This is a genomic window from Synechococcus sp. R55.2 (assembly GCF_047462075.1).
In the GTDB taxonomy this organism is placed as follows: Bacteria; Cyanobacteriota; Cyanobacteriia; order Thermostichales; family Thermostichaceae; genus Thermostichus.
Window position 1 is genome coordinate 33,197 of the sequence record NZ_JANSIH010000113.1, and the last position, 21,677, is coordinate 54,873.

General features: G+C 60.2%; 23 protein-coding genes. 14 read left to right on the forward strand and 9 right to left on the reverse strand.

What is annotated here, in order from left to right:
- Nucleotides 1-122: 122 nt before the first annotated feature.
- The 7 genes from NW838_RS04315 to NW838_RS04345 form a co-directional block, all read right to left on the reverse strand.
- Nucleotides 123-1,013, reverse strand: coding sequence for a DUF2993 domain-containing protein (locus NW838_RS04315; RefSeq protein WP_414427558.1), 891 nt, complete (start codon nt 1,011-1,013; stop codon nt 123-125).
- Between the two features lie 83 nt (nt 1,014-1,096).
- Nucleotides 1,097-2,578: an NAD(P)/FAD-dependent oxidoreductase gene (locus NW838_RS04320; RefSeq protein ID WP_414373180.1), complete on the reverse strand. Its 1,482-nt coding sequence runs from the start codon at nt 2,576-2,578 to the stop codon at nt 1,097-1,099.
- A complete protein-coding gene (locus NW838_RS04325; RefSeq protein ID WP_414356388.1) occupies nt 2,532-3,146 on the reverse strand; it encodes a nucleotidyltransferase family protein in 615 nt (204 codons plus the stop codon). The genes NW838_RS04320 and NW838_RS04325 overlap by 47 nt, the downstream gene beginning before the upstream one ends.
- A complete protein-coding gene (gene tatC, locus NW838_RS04330; protein ID WP_414356410.1) occupies nt 3,136-3,822 on the reverse strand; it encodes a twin-arginine translocase subunit TatC in 687 nt (228 codons plus the stop codon). Before tatC ends, NW838_RS04325 begins: the two co-directional genes overlap by 11 nt.
- Nucleotides 3,823-4,076: 254 nt before the next feature.
- Nucleotides 4,077-5,282, reverse strand: a complete 1,206-nt coding sequence (locus tag NW838_RS04335; RefSeq protein WP_414356386.1) for an amino acid ABC transporter permease — start codon at nt 5,280-5,282, stop codon at nt 4,077-4,079.
- A 3-nt stretch (nt 5,283-5,285) separates the two neighbouring features.
- Nucleotides 5,286-6,521 carry an amino acid ABC transporter permease gene (locus tag NW838_RS04340; RefSeq protein WP_414356384.1) on the reverse strand — a complete coding sequence of 412 codons (1,236 nt, stop codon included), beginning with the start codon at nt 6,519-6,521 and terminating at the stop codon, nt 5,286-5,288.
- Between the two features lie 35 nt (nt 6,522-6,556).
- The gene (locus NW838_RS04345) at nt 6,557-7,576 is read right to left on the reverse strand and encodes an amino acid ABC transporter substrate-binding protein (RefSeq protein WP_414356383.1); all 1,020 of its coding nucleotides are present in this window, start codon (nt 7,574-7,576) and stop codon (nt 6,557-6,559) included.
- Between the two features lie 281 nt (nt 7,577-7,857).
- Between NW838_RS04345 and NW838_RS04350 the strand changes: the two genes are divergently transcribed.
- The gene (locus NW838_RS04350; RefSeq protein ID WP_011432567.1) at nt 7,858-8,646 is read left to right on the forward strand and encodes an amino acid ABC transporter ATP-binding protein; all 789 of its coding nucleotides are present in this window, start codon (nt 7,858-7,860) and stop codon (nt 8,644-8,646) included.
- Between the two features lie 8 nt (nt 8,647-8,654).
- On the opposite strand, the gene NW838_RS04355 is transcribed toward NW838_RS04350, so the two are convergent.
- On the reverse strand, nt 8,655-9,497 hold the full coding sequence (locus NW838_RS04355; protein ID WP_414356380.1) for a class I SAM-dependent methyltransferase: 843 nt from the start codon (nt 9,495-9,497) through the stop codon (nt 8,655-8,657).
- A gap of 28 nt (nt 9,498-9,525) precedes the next feature.
- Between NW838_RS04355 and NW838_RS04360 the strand changes: the two genes are divergently transcribed.
- The 12 genes from NW838_RS04360 (at nt 9,526) to NW838_RS04415 (ending at nt 19,573) form a co-directional block, all read left to right on the forward strand.
- Nucleotides 9,526-9,741, forward strand: a complete 216-nt coding sequence (locus tag NW838_RS04360; RefSeq protein WP_011430147.1) for a hypothetical protein — start codon at nt 9,526-9,528, stop codon at nt 9,739-9,741.
- A gap of 141 nt (nt 9,742-9,882) precedes the next feature.
- Nucleotides 9,883-11,298: an ABC transporter substrate-binding protein gene (locus NW838_RS04365; RefSeq protein ID WP_414427559.1), complete on the forward strand. Its 1,416-nt coding sequence runs from the start codon at nt 9,883-9,885 to the stop codon at nt 11,296-11,298.
- A gap of 69 nt (nt 11,299-11,367) precedes the next feature.
- Nucleotides 11,368-12,183, forward strand: coding sequence for a tryptophan synthase subunit alpha (gene trpA / locus NW838_RS04370; RefSeq protein WP_414427560.1), 816 nt, complete (start codon nt 11,368-11,370; stop codon nt 12,181-12,183).
- 404 nt (nt 12,184-12,587) lie between these two features.
- Entirely contained in the window at nt 12,588-13,109 is a 522-nt protein-coding gene (locus NW838_RS04375; RefSeq protein WP_414343171.1) for a phycocyanin subunit beta, read from the forward strand.
- Nucleotides 13,110-13,249: 140 nt separating this feature from the next.
- Entirely contained in the window at nt 13,250-13,738 is a 489-nt protein-coding gene (locus NW838_RS04380) for a phycocyanin subunit alpha (protein ID WP_011432574.1), read from the forward strand.
- Between the two features lie 315 nt (nt 13,739-14,053).
- Nucleotides 14,054-14,323, forward strand: a complete 270-nt coding sequence (locus tag NW838_RS04385; protein ID WP_414349914.1) for a phycobilisome linker polypeptide — start codon at nt 14,054-14,056, stop codon at nt 14,321-14,323.
- 73 nt (nt 14,324-14,396) lie between these two features.
- Nucleotides 14,397-15,167 (forward strand): HEAT repeat domain-containing protein, encoded by a 771-nt coding sequence (locus tag NW838_RS04390; RefSeq protein ID WP_414356375.1) that lies wholly within the window; start codon nt 14,397-14,399, stop codon nt 15,165-15,167.
- Between the two features lie 75 nt (nt 15,168-15,242).
- On the forward strand, nt 15,243-15,884 hold the full coding sequence (locus NW838_RS04395) for a HEAT repeat domain-containing protein (RefSeq protein ID WP_414427561.1): 642 nt from the start codon (nt 15,243-15,245) through the stop codon (nt 15,882-15,884).
- A gap of 57 nt (nt 15,885-15,941) precedes the next feature.
- Nucleotides 15,942-16,667: a phycobilisome rod-core linker polypeptide gene (locus NW838_RS04400; protein WP_011432578.1), complete on the forward strand. Its 726-nt coding sequence runs from the start codon at nt 15,942-15,944 to the stop codon at nt 16,665-16,667.
- Nucleotides 16,668-16,809: 142 nt separating this feature from the next.
- Nucleotides 16,810-17,121 carry a DUF6825 family protein gene (locus tag NW838_RS04405; protein WP_414356373.1) on the forward strand — a complete coding sequence of 104 codons (312 nt, stop codon included), beginning with the start codon at nt 16,810-16,812 and terminating at the stop codon, nt 17,119-17,121.
- The gene (locus NW838_RS04410) at nt 17,118-18,854 is read left to right on the forward strand and encodes an ABC1 kinase family protein (RefSeq protein WP_414356372.1); all 1,737 of its coding nucleotides are present in this window, start codon (nt 17,118-17,120) and stop codon (nt 18,852-18,854) included. The genes NW838_RS04405 and NW838_RS04410 overlap by 4 nt, the downstream gene beginning before the upstream one ends.
- A complete protein-coding gene (locus tag NW838_RS04415) occupies nt 18,854-19,573 on the forward strand; it encodes a PP2C family protein-serine/threonine phosphatase (RefSeq protein ID WP_414356370.1) in 720 nt (239 codons plus the stop codon). Before NW838_RS04410 ends, NW838_RS04415 begins: the two co-directional genes overlap by 1 nt.
- Nucleotides 19,574-19,584: 11 nt before the next feature.
- Here NW838_RS04415 and NW838_RS04420 read toward each other — a convergent pair whose 3' ends face one another.
- Nucleotides 19,585-20,502 carry a histone deacetylase gene (locus tag NW838_RS04420; RefSeq protein ID WP_414427562.1) on the reverse strand — a complete coding sequence of 306 codons (918 nt, stop codon included), beginning with the start codon at nt 20,500-20,502 and terminating at the stop codon, nt 19,585-19,587.
- A 131-nt stretch (nt 20,503-20,633) separates the two neighbouring features.
- Between NW838_RS04420 and NW838_RS04425 the strand changes: the two genes are divergently transcribed.
- Nucleotides 20,634-21,677, forward strand: a 1,044-nt coding sequence (locus NW838_RS04425) for a serine/threonine-protein kinase (RefSeq protein ID WP_414427563.1), incomplete at its 3' end; no start/stop codon positions are given.

Consider the following 21,677-nt stretch of genomic DNA (forward strand, 5'->3'; position numbering starts at 1 on the left):
GCCAGCAAGATCCCTTTCCCTCCGGTTGCTAGAGGGATCCTCGCCCAGAGGCACACCCTTTGAGATTGATCCCGATCACACCCGTTGCTGAACGGGAAAGGTCTCCGTCCTGCCCAGGCGAACTATCCCTGCGGCACGGTTGCGACTTCTGGGTAAATGGTCAGGATCCCTTCGTAGAGGATTTGGCCGGGCTGCAACTCCAAGCGGTCGATGCGCACGCCGGGATCCAACTGAATGGGGAAATCGGCCAGGCCGGGGATGGGGATCTCTTGGCCTTCGCTCACCCAGAGGGGATTGACCAGCCGCAACCGGTTGGGGCCTTGGGCTTCTAGGCCGGTCAGCACCGTCACCGGCGCTTCCACCCCTTCCGGAGTGGTCAGGTTAGCCTGGATGCGCAGCCGACCCTGTTCCAGCGTGACCTGAGGCTGGCGGATGAGAAAGGGCACCACTTGGCCCCCAACGGGCAACTGCACCTGGGCCTGGGCCAGTTGGGCTTGGATGAGGGGAGCCTGAAGGGTGCGGTTCAGGTCTTCCTCGGTGAGGCGTAAACTCACCTGCACCGGCACAGGGGCCAATAGCCGCAGCGGGCTCCGTCCCTGGATGGCTTCGCCCACATTGAGGCGAATATCCTGGCCCCGCAGCCGCAGATGGCTGACCTGAAAGCCTTGATAGCTGAGGTTGTCTCCCGACACCTGGGCCTGAGGGATCTGCCCATTCAAAATCTGGGCGTCAGAGCCGGCAATCTGTACCTGCAGGTTATCGACCCTCCGCACCTCAGAACGGATCCAAGCCGCCACCAAAGGGCTGAGAAGGGATCCGGCAATTTGGGCAAATCCGGGCCAAGGCCAAAACATGGTGGGTAGGCTGAGCAGCAATGCAAACCCTAGCCGCTGCCCCGCTTGCGAGAGCCGTTGGCGGCGACAGGCTGCCGATTGGGCTTCGAGAGGAGACGGATCTGGAGCAGGCCGATGGCAAGACGTGAGCAGCACTGGATACCTCAGGAGCAACGACAAGCGATGGTTTCCACCCGAACTACAACCAGACTAGGGCAGGACTTCTCTGCCGAACAGAGGGATCCCCCGCACACTTGGAGAGGCTATCCATCCGTCAACTGCCACCAGAGATACCCCAGCCGCAGGTAGTGAAGCCGTAGCCAGGGCAAAGGGAAAGAGCGGGGCGGCTGGCGAAACAGAGCGCTCATCTGAGAAGGGATCCCGGCGATCTCCTGGGCCAGCATTTTGCCCGCCCACACTGCTGTGGCCACACCGCTGCCGTGATAGGCCAAGCCGTACCACAGGCTGGGATCCGCCGGCGAAGGGCCAATATGGGGGTGAAACTGCCGAGAAAGGCAGACCAGTCCATTCCAGGCGTACTCGATCTCCACCCCTTCCCAAGCAGGGAAAAGACGATAGAGCTGTCGGGTCATCCAAGTGCGCAACTGCTGTCGCTCCGTCGGGGTATCGCGGGTGCCACCCCGTCCCCCAAACAGCAGACGCCCATCCGGCAGCAGACGGTAATAGAACAGCAGCCGCCGCATGTCGTAGAGCGGCGTCGGATCCCACCACCCCTGCGCTTTCTGCTCCTGAGGCGTTAGAGGTCGGGTGACCAGGATGTTGGACAGTGCCGGCAACAGGGATCCCGCCAGTTGGGGATACAGGGCCTCTGGGGTGTAGCCATTGGTGGCAATGACCAAGTGCCGAGCGCGCACCGTTCCTCCCGGCGTGTGACAGATGTGTTGGGATCCCACCTTTTCCCAGGCCATGACCGGACTGCCGCTGTACAGTTTTGCCCCCCACCGGTGGGCTGCTTGGGCCAGCCCTTGGGTGAGCTTGAGGGGGTTGAGGCCAAACCCCACCCCGATGTGCAAAGCACCGTGGTTCTCTTGGCTGTCGAAGCCGCGTTCCCGCAGCTCTTTGGAGTTGAGAAGCTGGGCCGGGTAGCCCGCCACCTGAGTACAGATCTGGTACTCGGCCTCTAACTCCGACCATGCCTGTGGACGATGGGCCACTGCATAGCAGCCCTGTCCCTGAGCCTCTAGGGAGAAGCCCTCGCTGGCCGCCAGCTCCTGAACGGTTTCCACTGCCTGCCATTGATCCCGGTAGTAGCGCTCTGTCTCTGCCAGGCCCACCCGCCGCACCATCTGGGTGTGGGTAAGGTGGCTCGACCCCACCCCGCAAAAGCCACCGTTGCGTCCCGAGGCCCCCCAACCCAGGGATCCCGCCTCCAGCAGACAAGCATGGATGCCGTGGTCGCGGGCCAGGTGCAAGGCCGTCGATAGCCCCGTCAATCCTCCCCCCACAATGACCACCTCCGCGCCCACCTGCGCTTGCAAAGGTGCCGGATGCCGCCAACCGGGATCTGCTATCGTGCTGTCCCAGTAGCTGCCGACCGGGCAGGCAGGATCGTAGGTGCTGGCAGGATAAAGGCCCTTTCTCATACGAGCAATGGGAAGAACATCTTGCTGGGCAACGCCGAAGTGCTCGGTACCGCTGAGGCGACCGGTCGCAGGACAAATGCTGAAGGGGATCCCCTCACTCCTGGGCAACGCTGTCGCAACCGGCAGCAGCGGCCTCCACATCGGCAGGGGTATTGCAGTCCAGGAAGATCTCAGGAGTGTAGAGCTCCACCTCCTGTACCCGCCTGCCCAGATCCTGCAACAACCGGCGCAGGCCCAGGGTTTCTTCTCGGAGATCCAACAGCTTTTCCCGCAAGCGCCTGTCGATCAGGGTAGGGTGCCCCCGTCGTCCTCGATGCACCGGCACAGTAGCCCAAGCGCGGTGGCGCAGATGGTACTCCAGCAAGCTGTGGTAGATCCACGCCGGGCGGGGCTGATCCACCGCCGAAATGGCCAGCACCTGAAAATCGGCAGGGATCCCTTCCACCCCTACCCGAATGGAGTGGGTCTTGCCCAGCTCAGGAGCCGGATTGACCAGCACCTCTGCCCCTGCCAAGTGGGGTTGGGCTGCCGCCAAATGCTGGGATCCCAGCACCACCCAGGGTTGAAACCCCGCCTGTCGCCACTGAAAAATCTGGTAAGAGAGCAGGGTTTGCCCGTCTTTCCAGGGCAGAAAGGCTTTCGGCTCTCCCATCCGCGTGGAAAACCCAGCCGCCAAGATCAGCGCATGCAGCTTCGGCTCATTTGCCAAGGAGCTTCACCAGCAGAATGCCAAACAAATATAGAAACGTCACAGCCCCGGCCAAAAGGCTCTGGGTGAGGGGATCCGTCGAGGGGGTGAGAATGGCCCCCGCCACCACCGCGCCCAGAACCACATAGCGCCAGCCCTTGAACATCTGCTCGGCAGTCACCAGCCCCAGCGCCCCCAGCAGCGCCTGCAAAATCGGCACCTGAAAGGCCAGGCCGGTGCTGAACAGCAGCAGCAGCACAAACTCAAAGTAGCGGTCGATGGACCAAGCCTGATCCACCACCCCTTCGCCGTAGCGGATGAAAAAGTTAAGCGCCGCCGGAATGAGGAGATAGTAGGCAAAGACCAAGCCGGCCACAAAGAGAAGGCTGGATCCCAGCACCACCGGCCCCAGCAGCTTGCGCTCCTTCACGCTCAGCCCCGGCAAGACGAAGCGGGCAATTTGGTAGAGCAAAAAGGGTGTGGCCAGCAATAGCCCCGAGTAGGCCGCCACCTTCACAGAAACGAAAAAATACTCCCCCGGCGCCAGTTGCAAAAAGGTAACCCCCCGAGCGGGCACCTCCAGCAGGGCGACAATGCGGTTCACCACGGCAAAGCAAGCGATGATGCAGATCACCACCGCGATCACGCTGGCCAACAGGCGGCTGCGCAGCTCTTCCAAGTGCTCCATCAAGGTCATCTCGACCTCGTAGGGAAACTCCGGATCCCGCACCCGACCAGACTCAGGGGCCGCCGCGGCTTGCTCCGGGGATTCGGTCTCAGAGGCAAGGGTCATGGGCCAAGGTGTAACGAGACGTTCCCCGCTATCTTAGCGCTGCCCCCTCTCCAGGGAAAAGCACTTGTCGAGCCGCTATAGGGGGATGTAGCCCTGGCCTGTTAAGGGGATCCCGGGGCCTGAGCAGATGAAACTGGGAAGGGGAGCGGTTGCAGTTTTTAGCGCTTGCCCAAGCCCAGCGCCTTTTCCACCTGCTGGGCGGCGTAAGCCATGGCAAAGCAGCAGATAAAGTAGATCAGGCCGATAAAAAACAGCACTTCCCGCTGGGTGCCCAGCCAGTTGGGGTTAGTGAACACCACCCGCCCCGCCTGCAGCAGGTCGATGAGGCCGACAATGAACACCAGTGACGTGTCTTTGAAGAGGGTGAGGAACTCGTTCACCAGCGCCGGAACAGCTGCCCGCAACGCCTGGGGCAAAATCACCAAAGCGGTCACTTGAAAGGGGTTCAAGCCCAGCGCCCGTGCCGCCTCCAGCTGGCCCAGCGGGATTGACTGCAGGCCGCCCCGCACGTCCTCGGCCACGTACACGGCTGTAAACAAGATGAAGGCCACCTCCGCCCTGATGATCAGGTTGACGCTGATCCCCCCCAGAAAGAAGGGCACCAACAGCCAGGCGGCAAACAGAATGGTGGTCAGGGGCACCCCCCGCACCAGCTCGATCACCAGCGTGCAGAAGATCCGGATTACCGGCAACGCCCGATTGGCCCGGCCCAACGCCAGCAACACCCCAATGGGGAAGCCGATGATCATGGCGGCTGCCGCCAAGATCAAGGTCAGCAGCAGTCCAGACAGTTGCTCGGTTCGCACTGCCGGCCAATTGGGGCCCAGGTCGCCCAGCAGCAGCTGCAGACAGAGGGGCAAGATCAGGGCCCAAACCCAGATGGAAGCCAGCCGCCAGGATTCCCGTCCCCGACTGAGGGCAATAGCGGCAAAAGTGACGCCAGAGCAAACCGCCAGCCACCCCTGCGACTGGGTTCCCAAAGGCAGGAAAGCGGCCAAGCCCATAGCAGCTCCCAAGAGAATGAGGTAGTGCAGCAGCACACCGCCCCAAGCCCCCCCCGCTACCCCCAAGGTGGCCAGCACAATTCCCAACACCGCCCACACCCGCCACAGTTGGCTGCTGGGGTAGGTGCCGCTGGCAAAGATTTTCAGGTTGGCCGGGATCACTTCCCAGCGGGCTTGGGTGAACGCCCAGTTCCAGAACAGGGAAATTGCCCAGGCCAACACCAAGGCAGAGACCAAGGTGAGCAAGGTGCTCAGCCAGGAGTCGAACAGGTTGCGGCGCACCCAAGCCAGAGGACTTTGTTTCTCCCTGGGGGGGAGTACCTTTTCTTCTACAAGGGGGGAGGAGAGACTGCTGGGCATGGGTTAGCGCTCCACCAATTTGACGCGGGCATTGAGCCAGTTCATGCCGTAGGAAACCACCAGGTTGAAGGTCAGATAGGTGGCCATGAGGATGGCGAACATCTCCACCGAGCGTCCCGACTGATTGATGATGGTGCTGCTGATGTTGAACAGATCGGAAAAGCCAACGGCAATGGCCAAGCTGGAGTTTTTGATCAGGGTGAGATACTGAGTGTTCAAGGAGGGGATCATGATCCGCAGGGCCTGGGGCACAATCACCAAGCGAAAGGTTTGCAGCTCCGACAGGCCGACGGCCCGGGCTGCCTCCCACTGCCCCCGCGGCACCGCCAAAAAGGATCCCCGCACCACTTCGGCAATGTAGCAGCCGGTGTAGGTCACCAAGCCCAGCATCATGGCGGTAAACTCCGCCGAAAGCTGGATCCCACCCCGGAAGTTAAAGCGCTCCAGTACCGGGACATCCAGCCGCACCGGCGGCTCTGGGAAGAGCACCCAGCAGGCCACCGCCAGCAGCGCCACCCCCGCAGCCACCCACAGGTTCCGCTGCAGGGATCCCAGCTCGGGGCGACGGGCCAGGAGCAGCTTGCGGATCCCCCACCCAGCCGCGATTACAATGGCCAGCGCGGGAACCAGCCAGCCGCTGGGATCCAACCCGGGCAGCTTCACTCCCCGCTGGTTGATAAAGACAAGCCCGCCGATGGAGAGACTGTTGCGCACCCCCGGCAGGGTGAGGATCACCCCCTGGTACCAGAAGATCACGATCAGCAGCACCGGGACATTGCGAAAGATCTCGGTGATGACGGTAGCCAATTGGCGGGCCAGCCAGTTGCTGGAGAGGCGGGCGATCCCCAAGACAAAGCCCATCGCCGTCGCCAACACAATGCTGACCGCGGACAGCCAGAGGGTGTTCACCGCCCCCACCACCAGCGCCTTCAGGTAGCTCTCGGAAGGGTCGTAGGGGATAAGCCCTTCGGTGATGCCGAAGTTGGCAGAGTTGCCCAAAAAGCGGAATCCCAAGCTGATGCCCAGGCGACGCATGCTGGCGAGGAGATTTTGGGCGAGGATCCCGAACACCAGCAGCACGGCCACGACAAAGGCCACCTGCAGCAGAACTTTTAGGATGCGCTCATTCCGCCACCAGGGGGGGCGAAGGTGGGACTGGTCGGACAGAGAAGTCATGCGGGGCAAGCAAAAATTCAGAGCACAGCAGAGAATAGGGGATCCCTGGCCGGTACTGACCAACCGGGATCCCTAGGCCCGGATTCCGAATCAGCCGATCAGCGGAAAGGCGGCGCGTACTGGATCCCGCCTTTGGTGTAGGGCTGGTTCAAGCCCCGCGGCACGCCCAAGGGGGTCAGGTGGCGGTCGAAGATCTCGCCGTAGTTGCCCACCGCCTTGATGACATTGACCACCCAATCCGGCTTCAGGCCCAGCAGCTCTCCCAGGTTGCCTTCCTGGCCCAAGAAGCGGCGAATGTCGGGATCCTCGGACTTGAGGAACTCGTCCACATTGGCGCTGGTGATCCCCTTTTCTTCTGCATAGAAGAGGGCGTAGACCGTCCAGTTCATAATGTCGGAGAAACTCTCATCTCCGTGGGGAACCAGCGGCCCCAAGGGCTCTTTGGAGATCACCTCCGGCAAGATCACGTGGTCGTCGGGAGAAGCCAAGCTGGCCCGGCGGGAGATGAGGGCGCTTTGGTCGCTGGTGATGGCATCGCAACGGCCCTCTTCGTAGGCGTTGAAAGAGGAATCATCGCCGTCGAAGGTTACTGGCGTAAAGGCAATGCCACGGGCGCGGAAGGTATCCGCCAAGTTCAGCTCGGTGGTGGTGCCGGCAATCACACAGATGGTGGCCCCGTTCAGGTCTTCCAGCTTTTCCACCCCCAGCGACTTCCGCACCATAAATCCTTGGCCGTCGTAGTAGGTGGTGGGGCCGAAGGTCACCGCCCACTCGCGATCCCGGGTGAGGGTCCAGGTGGTGTTGCGGCTAATCATATCGACCTCGCCCGACTGAATCGCAGACTGGCGATTGGCCGCCGTCAGGTAGACGTATCGAACCTTGTCCGGATCTCCAAAGAGAGCGGCAGCTACCGCCCGGCAGATGTCGATATCAAAACCCACATACTTGCCTTGGTCATCCAGGTTGCCGAATCCGGGCAGTTGGTTGTTTACCCCACAGATCAACTCGCCCCGAGCCTTGATGCGGTCGGTGAGCGGCCCCAGCTGCGCCCAAGCGGGAAGGGACTGCAGGCCCATAGACAACGCCAGTGCCCCGGCCAAGGGAGCCAATCCGTTCAAATGCTTTATCCAGTTCATAAAATTACCCCATGTCAATCCTCAAGATCTTCGTCGTCAACAGTCGTTCATACACGGCACTTCAACCGAGATACCGTGCCATTGGGTTACACTCCTGCCACACCCCACACCCCATAGAATGGTTTGCCATAGGCGCCTACGATTTTCTCAAAGCCTTACATGTCAGGGCGTATGGAAATGTTGCAGAGGCTACGGTTGTGGCTCGGCCAGTTCTGCCATGGTACCCATGCCTGCTTTGGTGAAACTTAGGGAGTCACCCACCCATGCAAGGATCCCCGCACATAAGGTCTTCACTCTCTCCGCAAAGTGCAGCCAGCGCTGACATTATCCAATGCGAAGATGTTCACAAATGGTACGGCGATTTCCACGTCCTCAAGGGCATTACCACCCGCATCCGCCGCGGAGAGGTGGTGGTGGTCTGTGGGCCTTCAGGTTCGGGCAAGTCAACGTTTATTCGCACGTTGAACCGCTTAGAAGAACACCAGAGAGGGCGCATTGTGGTAGATGGCATTGAGCTAACCAGCGACCTGCGCAACATCGATGCCATTCGCCGCGAGGTGGGCATGGTTTTTCAACAGTTCAACCTGTTTCCCCATCTCACGGTTTTGCAAAATGTAACCCTTGGCCCAATCCACGTGAAAAAGATGAAAAAAAGTGAGGCGATAGAGCGGGCTATGGAACTGCTAAGCCGCGTGGGGATCGCCGAGCAAGCAGAAAAATACCCGGGGCAACTCTCGGGGGGGCAGCAGCAGCGGGTGGCGATTGCCCGCGCCTTGGCCATGAATCCGGCGGTGATGCTCTTCGATGAGCCCACCTCGGCCTTGGATCCAGAGATGATCAAGGAGGTGCTGGACGTGATGCGGGAGTTGGCCCGCTCGGGGATGACCATGGTGTGTGTAACCCACGAGATGGGCTTTGCCCGCGAGGTGGCGGATCGGATTATCTTCTTCGACCGCGGCAAGATCGTGGAGGAAAACACCCCCCAAGAGTTTTTCAGCAATCCGAAAGAAGAGCGCTCCCGCCTGTTTTTATCCCAGATCCTTTCCCACTAGCGAGTCCTTCAGAAGGGGGTGAGGCGTGCCAGAAAAGCCCCCTCCGGCTCTTGATAGACAATCTGCCCCTGCCAGCCGTTGGCGTGGGCACACTGCAGCAGGGTTTCCGGATCTACAAATAGCCAGGGAAAGGGATCCCCCCGCTGGCCGTTGTACTCGGCTACAAAGTTCACTACCTTGGCTTTTGCCTCGCTCCCTTCCTGCCAATCTTCTGAGCCACCTGCTTCGAGGTGGGCAGGCTCGGTCAGCTTGCCAGAGGGGCTTTCCCAGTTTTCTGATTCTCTTTCTGCCGGCAGATCCTCCAGATCCGCAGGGTTGCCGGCATCGCTCAGATCGGTGGAATCTAAGAGCAACTGCCCCGTGGGCTGGATCCAGTGCCGGGCCAAGCGCAAAAAATGCTCTAACCCCGACGGGGATCCCACCAAGCCGACGCCATTCATCAGCAACAGCAGCGTATCGAAGGGATCCTCCGGCCCCGGCCAGTGGAAAAGATCGGCGGCAATGCGGCAACGCACCCCCCGCTCTGCCATAATCTGCAAAGCCACAGGGGAGCGATCCAAAGCGGCCACGGCAAATCCTTCTTCCTGCAGCAGCAGGCTGTGGCGGCCCGTACCGGCGCCGATGTCTAGCACCCGACCGCGGCAGAGTTCCAAGGCCAAGGCTTCCACCTCCGGCAACTCTTGGGTGAAGAACACCTCTGGGGAGACCACCTGGGGCTCTTCCGCCAGCGGGATCCCCTCCAGGCTGTAGGCATGTAAGAGAAGGGATCCCTTGGCCTGTCCCCGATGCCAGTCCCACAGCGCTTGCTCCAAGGGATCCCGAAGTGGGTGATTCTCGACAGCCTTTATCATGGAAGGGGAAAGCTAAACCATTGACCCGATGGCCATCGTCGCCTTTCTTTACGGTGCCGCTATCGTCCTTTTGCTGATTGCAGCAGTGGTTTGGGCAACATCTCGGCAGTTCAATGTGGAGACCGAGACGCAGATCGGCACCTCGCCAGAAGAGCCCTCCGAGACCTCATCCGTTCCCATTTCCATTGTGGAGCAGCTAGAGCGCCAATACCGCAACAGCCCTTCCTACCGTCCCGATCCGTGACATACTCCCGCACTCATGCTGATGCATAGTCGGAGATCCTTAGAGATCCTTGGAAAGATGACTTTTGAGGATTCCTGAGGATACAAGCAGTGTCTTTGCTGGCCAAAAGCTAGCGTTTTCTCTCTCTATAACATGAGATATATGGTTGCCAAGTCTCCACCACCCATTGTCTACATTGCCTTGGGGCTATTGCTACTCTGGGGCGGTCATCGTGCTTGGCGGGCGGGCTATGTTCGCTGGCCGGAAGGCATTTCTCTACCGCCAGTATCGCTGCCAGGGTTGGGGGGTGGAGCACAAGATCTGCTCCTGACCAGCGGCGAGCGCACCTTGTTTGCCGATAGCAGTCCCGCTGCCGTTGCCGCTGCAGAGCTGTTGCGCCAAGGTAACCTCAGCGCAGCCATCCCGGTGTTGGAGATGGGGCTGCAAAGCAACCGCAACGACCCGGAAGCTCGCATTTTCTTGAACAATGCCCGTGCCCAGCAGCAGGGCAGTCCCTTGAGCCTGGCGGTGGTGGTGCCCATCTCCAGCAACCCCAACCGCGCCAAAGAGACCCTGCGCGGGGTGGCGCAAGCTCAGGAGGAGCTTTTCCAACAGGGGGGAATCGGAGGACGGCTGCTGCGGGTAGTGATTGCCGACGATGGCGATAACCCTGAGCGAGCAGCAGCGGTGGCCAAAGCCCTGGTGGCGCAGCCTGAGATCTTGGGCGTGATCGGCCATAACACCAGCGACGCCACCCTGGCTGCAGCCGAGGTTTATCAGCCTGCCGGCTTGGCGATGATCTCCTCCACCTCCACCAGCACTCGCATCAGCATGCTGGGGGATGCCATTTTTCGCACCGTGCCCTCCGATCAAGTGGCCGGCACGCAACTGGCCCGTTATGCTCTCAACACGTTGCGGTTGCAAAGGGTGGCCATCTTCTACAACCCCAACAGCGCCTACAGCTCCAGCTTGCGCGATGCCTTTGCCTCCACCCTGACCAGCGAAGGGGGCATCGTGCTGGCGGAGTTCGACTTATCGGCGTCGGACTTCAACCCCCAGGCCAGCCTGCAAAGGGCCGTCGGCCAAGGAGCCCAGGTAGCTTTTTTAGCTCCCACGGCTTCCGTAGCCGAAAAAGCGCTGGCCGTAGCCCGCGAGAACGCTGTAGCTGGTAAGCCCCTTGCTCTTCTGGGCGGCGATGTGCTCTTCAGCCTCGCCACGTTGCAAGACGGGGGAGCAGCGGTAGAAGGCTTGGTGGTGGCGGTACCCTGGCATCCTCAGGTGCCTCGCAACCGCGAGTTTGCCCAGAAGGCAGCCCAGCTCTGGGGAGGGCAGGTGAGCTGGCGCACCGCTCTGGCCTACGACGCCACCCGGGCTTTTTTGCGAGCCATCCAGCAGGGATCCCCCAGCCGCAGCGCTGTTCTCGCCGCCCTGGGCGACCCGAACTTCCGCTTGCCGGACGGCGCTTCCGGAGAAGTGCGCTTCTTGCCCTCCGGCGACCGCAACGCTCCCAACGTGCTGGTGCGGGTTGAGCCCGGCAACCGCTCCGGTACCGGCTACGATTTTGTGCCTCTCCCCTAGGGATCCCGGCAGACGCTACAGTGGGGGATGCTCTCAACTCTCTCGATCTCCCCAGATCGGATGGATCCCATGCCCACTCGGATCACAGCCTGCTTTCAGGCGCTGCGCAGCCGTGGTGAAAAAGCCCTCATCCCCTACCTCACCGCTGGGGATCCCAACTTGGAAACCACCTTTGAGGCTTTGCAGGTTCTGGATCAGAGTGGCGCCGATCTCATCGAGCTGGGGGTACCCTACTCGGATCCCTTGGCGGATGGGCCGGTGATCCAAGCAGCAGCCACCCGCGCCCTCAGCCGGGGAGTCACTTTGGGCGCCATTCTACAAGGCTTGCGCCGCCTCTCTCTGCAGGCCCCCCTGATCCTGTTCACCTACTACAACCCCATCCACCAGCTCGGCATCCCCAACTTTCTGCATCAACTGCGGCAGGCCGGCTGTGCCGGTTTGGTCGTCCCCGATTTGCCTCTGGAAGAGGCGGGATCCCTGCGACAAGCAGCCCAGGCCGAAGAGATCGACCTCATCCTGCTGGTGGCCCCCACCAGCCCCCCGGAGCGCATGCGCCGCATTGCCCAGCAGTCCAGTGGCTTTGTCTACTTGGTCAGCACCACCGGCGTTACCGGCGAACGGGCCACCCTGGAAAAGCGGATCCCGGCTTTGCTGCAGCAACTGCGCCAACAAACCCCCCTGCCGATTGGGGTGGGCTTCGGCATCTCCACTCCCGACCAGGCCCGCCAGATCGCTCTCTGGGGAGCAGATGCGGCGATTGTGGGCAGCGCATTTGTGCAACGGCTGGCCAAAGCCCCCACGCCTGAAGAAGGACTGCAACAAATAGCTCACTTTTGTCGAGCCCTCAAAGCGGCCCTGCAAGAGGTGACCACTCCAGAGTGTTAACTTCTGTTCAGGAAGGTGCCCACTCAGACTGCTTCCATCTCAAAACAAATGTTTACATTCCGTAAGCCAGCCTGTAGACCCATTTCCCCCCTGCTGCGCCCCACAGTCGGGGGATCCCAGGCTAAGCAGACATTTTGGTATCGATGGGTTTGTAAATCTTCACAAAACACTCATCCCTCCCGCGATATAAAATTAGGCTGGATGCTCGGCTGTCTGAAAGTCGCAGAGGTTCTTGACCTATCTAAAAATTGGGGGGTTCGGTGGGGGTAGTTTTGAGCAGCCTGCTGCCACGGAATCCCCAGTTTTTGGAGGTCAAAGAGGATCCCGCAAAAAAGCTTGGGATTTGGCTTTTGGGAGGTTCAGCCAGTCGCTCATCGCTTTTTGGAAAGACCAGAAGGAGATCCATCATGCAAGACGCCTTTACCCGGGTGATCGCTCAGGCAGATGCACGCGGTGCCTTTTTAAGTGACCAAGACTTTGACCGTCTGGCGGCTTTGGTGGCAGAGGGCAACAAGCGCCTGGATGCCGTCAACCGCATGACCAGCAACGCCGCCCAAATCGTAACCAACGCAGCTCGGTCTTTGTTTGCTCAAGAGCCGGATCTGATCGCTCCCGGTGGCAATGCCTACACCAACCGTCGCATGGCCGCCTGCCTACGGGACATGGAGATCATCTTGCGCTACATCACCTATGCCACTTTGGCCGGGGATAGCTCTGTGCTGGAAGATCGCTGCCTGAACGGCCTGCGGGAAACCTACATTGCTCTGGGGGTGCCCACCACTTCTGTGGCCAATGCCATTGCTGCTATGAAGAAGGAAGCGCTGGCCAAGATCATGGATCCGAAGGGCATCACTCCTGGGGACTGCTCGGCGCTGCAAAGCGAAGTGGCCAGCTACTTCGATAAGGCTGCTGCCGCCATCGTTTGAGCTTTGGGTCGAAGCTGGCTTAGTCGTCCCTTTTTAGATCGGTTAGATCCCTTCATTTCTGATAGGCAGGTGGAGATCCAGTCCGCCTTTCCTACAGAATGTTCGTTAACAACACAATTGATGAATTTAGGAGTTGCAAGGTGAAAACCGTCATCACTGAAGCGATTGCTGCCGCTGACAATCAAGGGCGTTTTCTGAATGCCAGCGAGCTGCAGGCCGTGAATGGTCGTTACCAGCGTGCTGCTGCTTCTCTGGAAGCGGCCCGTGTCCTAACCAACAATCAGCAAACCCTGGTGCGGGAAGCGGTGCAGGAAGTGTTCAAGAGGTTCCCTTACTTGACCCAGCCGGGTGAAATGGGCCACGGCGATGTGTTTCAGGCCAAGTGTGCCCGCGACATCGGCTACTACCTCCGCTTCATCACCTATTCCCTGGTTGCGGGTGGCACCGGCCCCCTCGATGAATACTTGGTAGCCGGGCTGCGGGAAGTGAACCGCTCCTTTAACCTCTCTCCGAGCTGGTACATCGTGGCTCTGCAGTACATGAAGAGCCGCGCTCTGGGCATGCTGAGCGGCCAAGCGGCCAACGAAGCTGCCATCTACTTCGATTACGCCATCAACGCCCTCAGCTAGGGGATCCCAGGGCAGAGATCCCTGCTTGTTGGGAGTGGACGATCTCTTTCTTTGTCTTCCAATTGTGTGTCTCTCCAGAGCAGGCGACGGCTCCAAAGAGGTCTATTCCACCTGTTTCCAGGTTGGTTTGGCGCCTTGGCTTCTCTTAAGCCGGTTGGGTTGGTCGCCTGCTCTCCAGTCTGGGGTAGTTAGCCTTTGGATTGTAGGCATTGCCCAACGGCAGCGTGCTGGTTCGCGAGAATAGCCGGTACGGCTTGTTCGCTGGTCAGTTTGCCTGTCTTCCAAACGAAGTCTCATAGATACCTGGGGAAAGCGATGTTTGGTCAAAGCACCACCAGCCCTGAAGCCCTGACAGAAGCCGGCAGCCGGGTTTACCGAGTTGAGTACACCGGTCTGCTCAACCCGCCCGATGCTCTGGCCACCTCTGCCAAAGTTCGCCGCAGCACCCTGAGCGCCACCGTCCCCTACAGTCGGTTGTCTGCCGAGATGCAGCGCATTCTGCGGATGGGTGGCAAAATCGTGCAGGTCACTGCCTTGTCGGGAGCCAATGCCTCTCCTGCTCAGGACAACGGTGCTGCTGAGTAAGGGATGCTCGACGGCTAACTGAAGTTACCGGCAAGGTTGCCCAGGTGTCATGAACAGCTCTGCAACGGTTCGTATGGCATCCAACACGGCGGTGCTGCCACAGCAGCTTAGCTGGGAGCAGGCGATAGCCCGGCTGCAAGGGGATGACTTGCAAGATCGCTACTATGCCGCCTGGTACTTGGGCACAGTTCGGGATCCACGTGGGGTAGAGCCACTGCTTTTGGCGTTGCAGGATGAACGGGATCGCACCGCCTTGGGGGGCTATCCTCTGCGCCGCAATGCTGCCAAGGCCCTGGGGCAAATCGGGGACTTGCGGGCCGTGCCCGGTTTGATCGAGGCCCTCACCTGTACTGACTTCCACGTGCGGGAAGAGGCTGCCTATGCCTTGGCTCAATTGGGGGACAAGCGAGCAGTGGATCCCTTGCTGGCACTGTTGCAGTCTCGCGAACAGGATCAGCCCTGGGAAGCCCTTATCGAGGCACTGGGCCAGCTTCAGGCCACCGAGGCTGAGGCAGCAATCCGACCCTTTTTGAGCCATCCCTCCGAACGGGTGCGTTCGGCAGCGGCTTGGGTGCTCTACCGCTTTACGCAAGCCGAGGAGCTGACCCAAATCCTAGTGGCGCTCCTGGCCCACTCCAACTCCAGCTTGCGACAGGCCGCTTTGTTCGACCTGGCCGAATCGGGATGGGTGGCGGGGGCACCGCTGTTGGCAACAGCCGACGTAGCGCTCAACCTGCGCATCAATGCTCTGAAGCGGCTGTTCGATGTGGCGCTTCAGTTGGGGCGGGTACCGCCGGCTCAGGTGGCGGCAGCGATCCTTCCGCAACTGGAGAGGCTCTTTTAGGATTTTGGGGCGCTCAGTGCCTTTGATTTAGATCATTTCAGATGCTTCAACTGTACCTTTGACTACTCGTTGCTTATGTCCTCCACCTCGGCTGCTCAAGCGCTTCCCACTGCTGTGGCTCAACTGGCGGCAGAGTTGGAGCAGGCCACGTCGCCTGAGGACTTGCTGCGGGTGGTGAGGGCGCTGGGGGCTCTGGGCCAAGTGGAAGGGATCCCCATCTTAATTCGCGCCTTTGGGTTCAATCGCCCTGCAGTGGGGGAAGCCGCCCTGGAGGAAGTGCTGCGCTTTGGGGAGGCGGCGGTGCAGCCCTTGCTGAGCCATATTGACGGTTTCGATTACGGGGCGCGGGCCTATTCGGTGCGGGCTTTGGCTCGCATTGGCCATGGGGATGCCTACCCCTTTTTGGCAGAAGCCATTGTGGCGGACTTTGCCCCCAGTGTACGGCGGGCGGCGACCCGCGGGCTGGGACGGGTGGCTGCCAAGCGGCCCTTGCCCGATCAAGAGCGAGCCTTGCACCTGTTGCGGCAATGCCTTGCCGATGCCGATTGGGGAGTCCGCTATGCCGCCGTCGGATCCCTGACGGACTTGGCTCTCCAGGGTGAACAGTCCCTGCGACCCTCAGCCGAGGCTGCGCTCCAGATGGCCTTGGAAGATGCGGATCCTCTGATCCCTCTCCGCGTCCAGATGAGCCGGCAGGAGTTGGCTGCCGAGCCTTAGCTTCTCTGCTCTAGTGTGTCTTTCTCGGTTTTTCTCGTTTTTTCAGGAGCACCACCTATGTCTCTTCCGTTGCTTGCCGATCGCCCCACCACCCAAAATGAGCGGGTGCCTCGCTACTTTGTGCCCAGCGACGAAACCCCGCCCGTCTACCGTCCTGACGACCCGACAGGTATCGACAACATCATTCGCGCTGCCTATCGCCAGATCTTCAGCGAGCATCTGATGCTGGAGAGTTATCGGCAAAAAGCTCTGGAGTCCCAATTGCGCAACGGGGCAATCTCGGTCAAAGAGTTTGTGCGCGGCCTGGGCAAGTCGGAGGTGTACCGGGATCTGGTCATGGTTCCCAACGACAACTACCGCTTTATTGAAGTCACCTTCCAGCGCTTCTTGGGTCGGCCCACCTACAGCCAACAGGAGCGCATCAAGTACTCCATCATCGTTGCCACCAAGGGGCTGGATGGCTTTATCGATGCCGTGGTGGATAGCGAAGAGTACAATGCTGCCTTTGGGGATGATGTGGTGCCCTACCAGCGCCGTCGTCTGTCGGAAAAGCCCGCCAACCTGGTGACCCCCCGCTATGGAGCCCGTTGGCGCGATGTCTCCGGCGTGAAGCGCTCGACGCGGGAAGTGGTGCGCACCTATCGTCTCACCCGTCCTCCCAAACCCGGGGATCCAGAAAACTTCCTCAACATGGCCCGCATGCTCAATCCCAAGCCGGCTGCACGGCAAAACATCAGCGTCTTCGATCTGAAGATCCCGGACATGACCACCAGCCGCCGCTAGGACTGGGCAAGCTTCCGGGGACAACCCTTTGCGGGCTCTGCCGGGCCGATCGATCCGAGGCTGTTCGGATGGGTCGGCCTGCCGCTGTGCCTGGGGCAAGATTCGTTATAATCCTGGTGATGCTTCTTAACACTTGGGTCGCATGAAGAATCCGGTTGTGCGGGCTTTTTTTGTCGGCAAGGCTGTGGCGGATGTCCTACGGGAGCGTTTGGAAAGCGCCCTCACCGATATTGCCGGAGAAGTGGGCAAGGTGTGGGCCGAGCTGCAGGAGAGCTGGCAAACCTTTGCCCAGGATGTCATGACCCGAGCTGAGGCAGAAGCATCCGTGGCCGCCCAGGAAAGGGTGCCGCCTCCTTTCCAGACAGAAGATCTGCAGGCAACTCTGGACGACTTGCGGGCAGAAGTGGCGCAGTTGCGCTCCGAGTTGCAGAAGTACCGGAGTCGAAACGCTTGAACGCGAGCCTTTTGGGATCCCGGACTTCTTTGGGATCACAACCCGTCAAGCCCTATACCGCCTACCGCTGGGCCCGGGAGAACTATACTCGCCAGGGCCGCATGCTGGACATTTGGCGATTTGTGCTCACCTGGCTGTTTTACCTTTGGCTGGATCAGCAGGCTTGGAGCTATGGGGGGCAACCCACGCCTGAGCGAAAGGCCAAGCGCCGCCGTGCCAGAGCCGTTTGGATCCGCGAGACGCTGCTCAACTTGGGCCCTACTTTTATTAAAGTGGGGCAGTTTTTCTCCACCCGCGCCGATCTCTTCCCCCCGGAATATGTCGAGGAGCTCTCCAAGCTGCAGGATCGGGTGCCTGCTTTCAGCTACGAACAGGTGGCGGCAATCGTGCAGCAGGAACTGGGCAGGCCGATCACCCAAATCTACAGCTATTTTGATCCCACCCCTTTGGCCGCTGCCAGCTTAGGGCAGGTGCATCGCGCCAAGCTGAAAACCGGGGAAGAGGTGGTGGTGAAGGTGCAGCGTCCGGGGCTGACCCGCTTGTTCACCATCGATCTGGAGATCTGCCGCGGGATCGCCGAGTTCTTTCAGTATCGCACCCCTTGGGGTGGGCCAAGCCGGGACTGGATCGGCATCTATGAAGAGTGTCGGCGCACCCTCTGGGAAGAGGTGAATTACCTCAATGAGGGCCGCAATGCCGATACCTTCCGTCGCAACTTTCGGGATATGCCGCAAATTGCTGTTCCCAAAGTGTATTGGCGTTACACCTCTCCTCGCCTGTTGACGTTGGAATACCTGCCGGGGATCAAAATCAGCGATTACGAAGCCCTGAGCGCGGCGGGGCTGGATCGCAAGGTTTTGGCTCGTCTGGGGGCAGAGGCTTATCTGCGGCAACTGCTCAAGGATGGCTTTTTTCACGCCGATCCCCACCCCGGCAACATTGCCGTGAAGCCCGATGGCACGCTGATCTTCTACGACTTCGGCATGATGGGCCGCCTGCCCTCCGATGTGAAAGAAAAGCTGATGGGCACGCTGGCAGGTGTGGTCTCCAAAAATGCCGATCAGGTGGTGGCCTCGCTGGTGGAACTGGGGGTGCTGGTGCCCACCGCCGATCTGGCTCCCGTGCGCCGCTCGGTGCAGTACATGCTGGATCACTTTATGGACAAACCCTTTTCCGGCAACTCAGGAGAAATCTCGGTGGCGGCCATCAGCGAAGACCTCTACGAGCTGGCCTACGATCAGCCGTTTCGCTTTCCGGCTACCTTCACCTTTGTGATGCGGGCCCTGACCACGTTGGAGGGGCTGGGGAAGGGGCTGGATCCGGAGTTCGACTTTATGGAAGTGGCCAAACCCTTTGCGGAGGAGCTGATGAGTTTGAACGGAAGCGAGACCGAGACCCTCTTGGCCCAGGTTGGCCGTCAAGCGGCTGAGTTCACCAGCAGCAGTCTCAGTTTGCCCCGCCGGATCGAATTGACCTTGAGCAAGTTGGAACAAGGGGAGCTGCGCCTGCGGGTGCGATCCAGCGAGACGGAGCGCTTGCTGCGCAAGCTGAACAACACCGGGCTGGGAGTCATTTACGGGGTGTTGTTTGCGGCCTTTTTTTTGAGCGCAACTCAGCTCTTTTTGGCCGGACATGCTACCTTAACGGTTATCGCTTTGGTTTTGGCTGCCCTCGCTGCTCTTGCTTTACTCAGAGTACTCTTAAGGTTGAATCGGTCAGAGCGATTGATGTGATGCGACGATATGCCTGCGCTACGGATCCCGGCAAGCTCCGCAGCAGCAATCAGGATGCCTACTACTGCGATCCGGAGGGACGCTACTTTATTGTTGCCGATGGTATGGGAGGACATGCTGCTGGGGCTACAGCCAGCCTGTTGGCCGTCGAGACCATCCGGGAATATCTGGATCGAGGCTGGAAAAACGTGCCGGCGCCCCGGTTGCTCAGCGAAGCCGTAGAAGCGGCCAACAGTGCCATCCTCAAGGATCAGCGGGAGAATCCAGAACGGGCAGACATGGGCACTACGGTGGTGGTGGCCATGGTGGATCCCAATGACAACTGCTGGAGCGCTCACATCGGTGATTCTCGCCTCTATCGCCTACGGGGATCCGAGATGCAGCAAATGACAGAGGATCACACCTTGGTGGCCCGCTCCATTCGACTGGGGGAGTTGACCTACGAGCAGGCCCGGATTCACCCCTGGCGACATATTCTCGAGCGCTGCCTGGGCCGGCCTGATGCGGGGCCGCCTTCTGTGCAGCCGATTACCGTGCGTCCGGGGGATCGCCTGCTGTTGTGTAGCGACGGCCTGACGGAGGAGTTAGACGACGAAGTGATCATCGAGTACTGCCTGCAGGTGGAAGATTTGGAGCAGCTTCCTCTAAAACTCATCGAAGCGGCCAAAGAGCGGGGCGGGCGAGACAACATCACGGTGGTGATTGCCGAATACGCCTAGTTTGCCCCCGGCTAGAGACGGTATTGGCGGTACACTTCGCTGGCCGCTCGGTGCAGCAGGGAGTGGCGATACACAAGGCGGTCGAGGTCTTTGCCGTAGCCGCCGCCGATGACGCAGGCGACGGGGTAGCCCTGCTTTAGGCAAGTATTCAGCACCTGCATGTCTCGCCGAAACAGCCCCTGGTCGCTGAGGGCCAGCTTGCCCAAGAGGTCTTCTTCGTGGGGATCCACACCGGCATCGTAGAACACCAGATCGGGGCGCACCTGAGCCAACAGATCGGGCAAGTGGTCGGCCAAGGTCTGGAGATAGGCTTCATCTTCCATGCCTACCGGCAGGGCCACGTCCAGGTCGCTCTGCTGCTTGGTGGCGGGGAAATTGGCCTCGCAGTGCATGGAAAAGGTGAACACCCGCGGCTCGGAGCGAAAGATCCAAGCAGTGCCGTCTCCCTGGTGGACATCCAAATCCACGATCAAGAGCCTTTGCACTAGCCCTTGCTGCAGCAAGACTTGGGCGGCAATGGCCAGGTCGTTGAAGATGCAAAACCCAGAGCCGTAGCCGGGGAAGGCATGGTGGGTGCCACCGGCGGTGTTGCAGGCCAAGCCATGGCGCAGGGCCAATTGGGCAGTCAGGATGGTGCCGCCCACCGCTCGACAGGTGCGCTGTACCAGCTCTGGGCTCCAGGGCAGGCCGATACGCCGCTGCAATTTGGCTTCCAGGGATCCCTCACAGTAGGCCCTGACGTACTCAGGGGTATGTACCGACTCAATCCAGGCGAGAGGGGGCAGCTCAGGGTGGTGCACTTGCTGGGGGCGGATCACCCCTTCCCGCAGCAGCAGCTCTTGCAAGAGGCGAAATTTCGGCATGGGAAAGCGATGGCCCGGCGGCAGGGGGGCACTGTAGTCGGGGTGGTAAACAATTGGCAAAGACATCAAGGGCAACTGGATTGACGGCGGCGAGCATGGCCTATAACGGCTCCAGTGCTTATGGTAGAGGTAGCCCGCTCCTGCCGGATCCCTTCGAGACTCTTGCAAACCTGTTCTCTGTACCGCCGCGATTCCCTATGTTTACTGCGTCGGATCCCTTTTTGGGTCGCCTCTTGGCTCAGCGTTATCGACTCGTACATCTGCTGGGACAGGGGGGCATGGGGCGAGTCTATTTGGCTCAAGATTTGCTCTTTGGTGGGGTGGAAGTGGCCGTCAAGCTGCTCTCCCAGCCGGCAATGGATCGGCGCACCCGCCTGCGCTTTGAACGGGAAGCGAAAGCCTGCGCGGCTTTGGGCCAAAAAAGCCTGCACATTGTCAAAGTCAATGACTATGGTATTACCCCCGATGAGGTGCCCTTCTATGTGATGGAATACCTGAACGGCAAGACCCTCAAGGATATTCTGGCCGCGGGGGCTTTGCCTTTGGAGCGCTTTTTCCGGCTGGCCCGCCAAATTGGCCTGGGGTTAAAGGCGGCCCACGAGGGGATCCTCATGGAAGGGCAAAGGGTACAGGTGATCCACCGCGATTTGAAGCCGGCCAATGTGATCGTGGTGGCCGATGACAGTTTTGGGGAACTGGCGAAGCTGGTGGATTTCGGCATTGCCAAGCTGCTCAATAGCCATGAATCTTTGAGCTTTACCCATGCCTACCTGGGAACGCTGGCCTATTCTTCCCCAGAACAACTGGAGGGATCCCCTCTGGACGTCCGTTCCGACATCTACAGCTTCGGGATCATGCTGTACCAGATGGTGTCTGGCCAGATGCCCCTCAAGCCCACCACCGAATCTTTCCCGGGCTGGTACCAGGCCCACCACAAGCGCCGCCCCATTCCTCTGGAAGACCTGGGATTGAAGTTCGCGCTGCCCGCCGGTTTATCCGACTTGATCCTCAGTTGCCTGGCCAAAGATCCTGCCGCCCGCCCGCAATCGGTGGCTAACGTGTTGACGGAGCTGGAGCACATTCAAGCCAGAGCACAGGGATCCCAAAAAGGATCTCCAGAGACCGTTGCCCTTCAATCTCCGCTGATCTCCTCTGGAAGTGTTGCCTCTGGCCCACTTTCTGGAGACCCCACTGCTGTTGCGCCGCCCTTGGCCGCATCACGTACAATGCGGCTCAGGCCC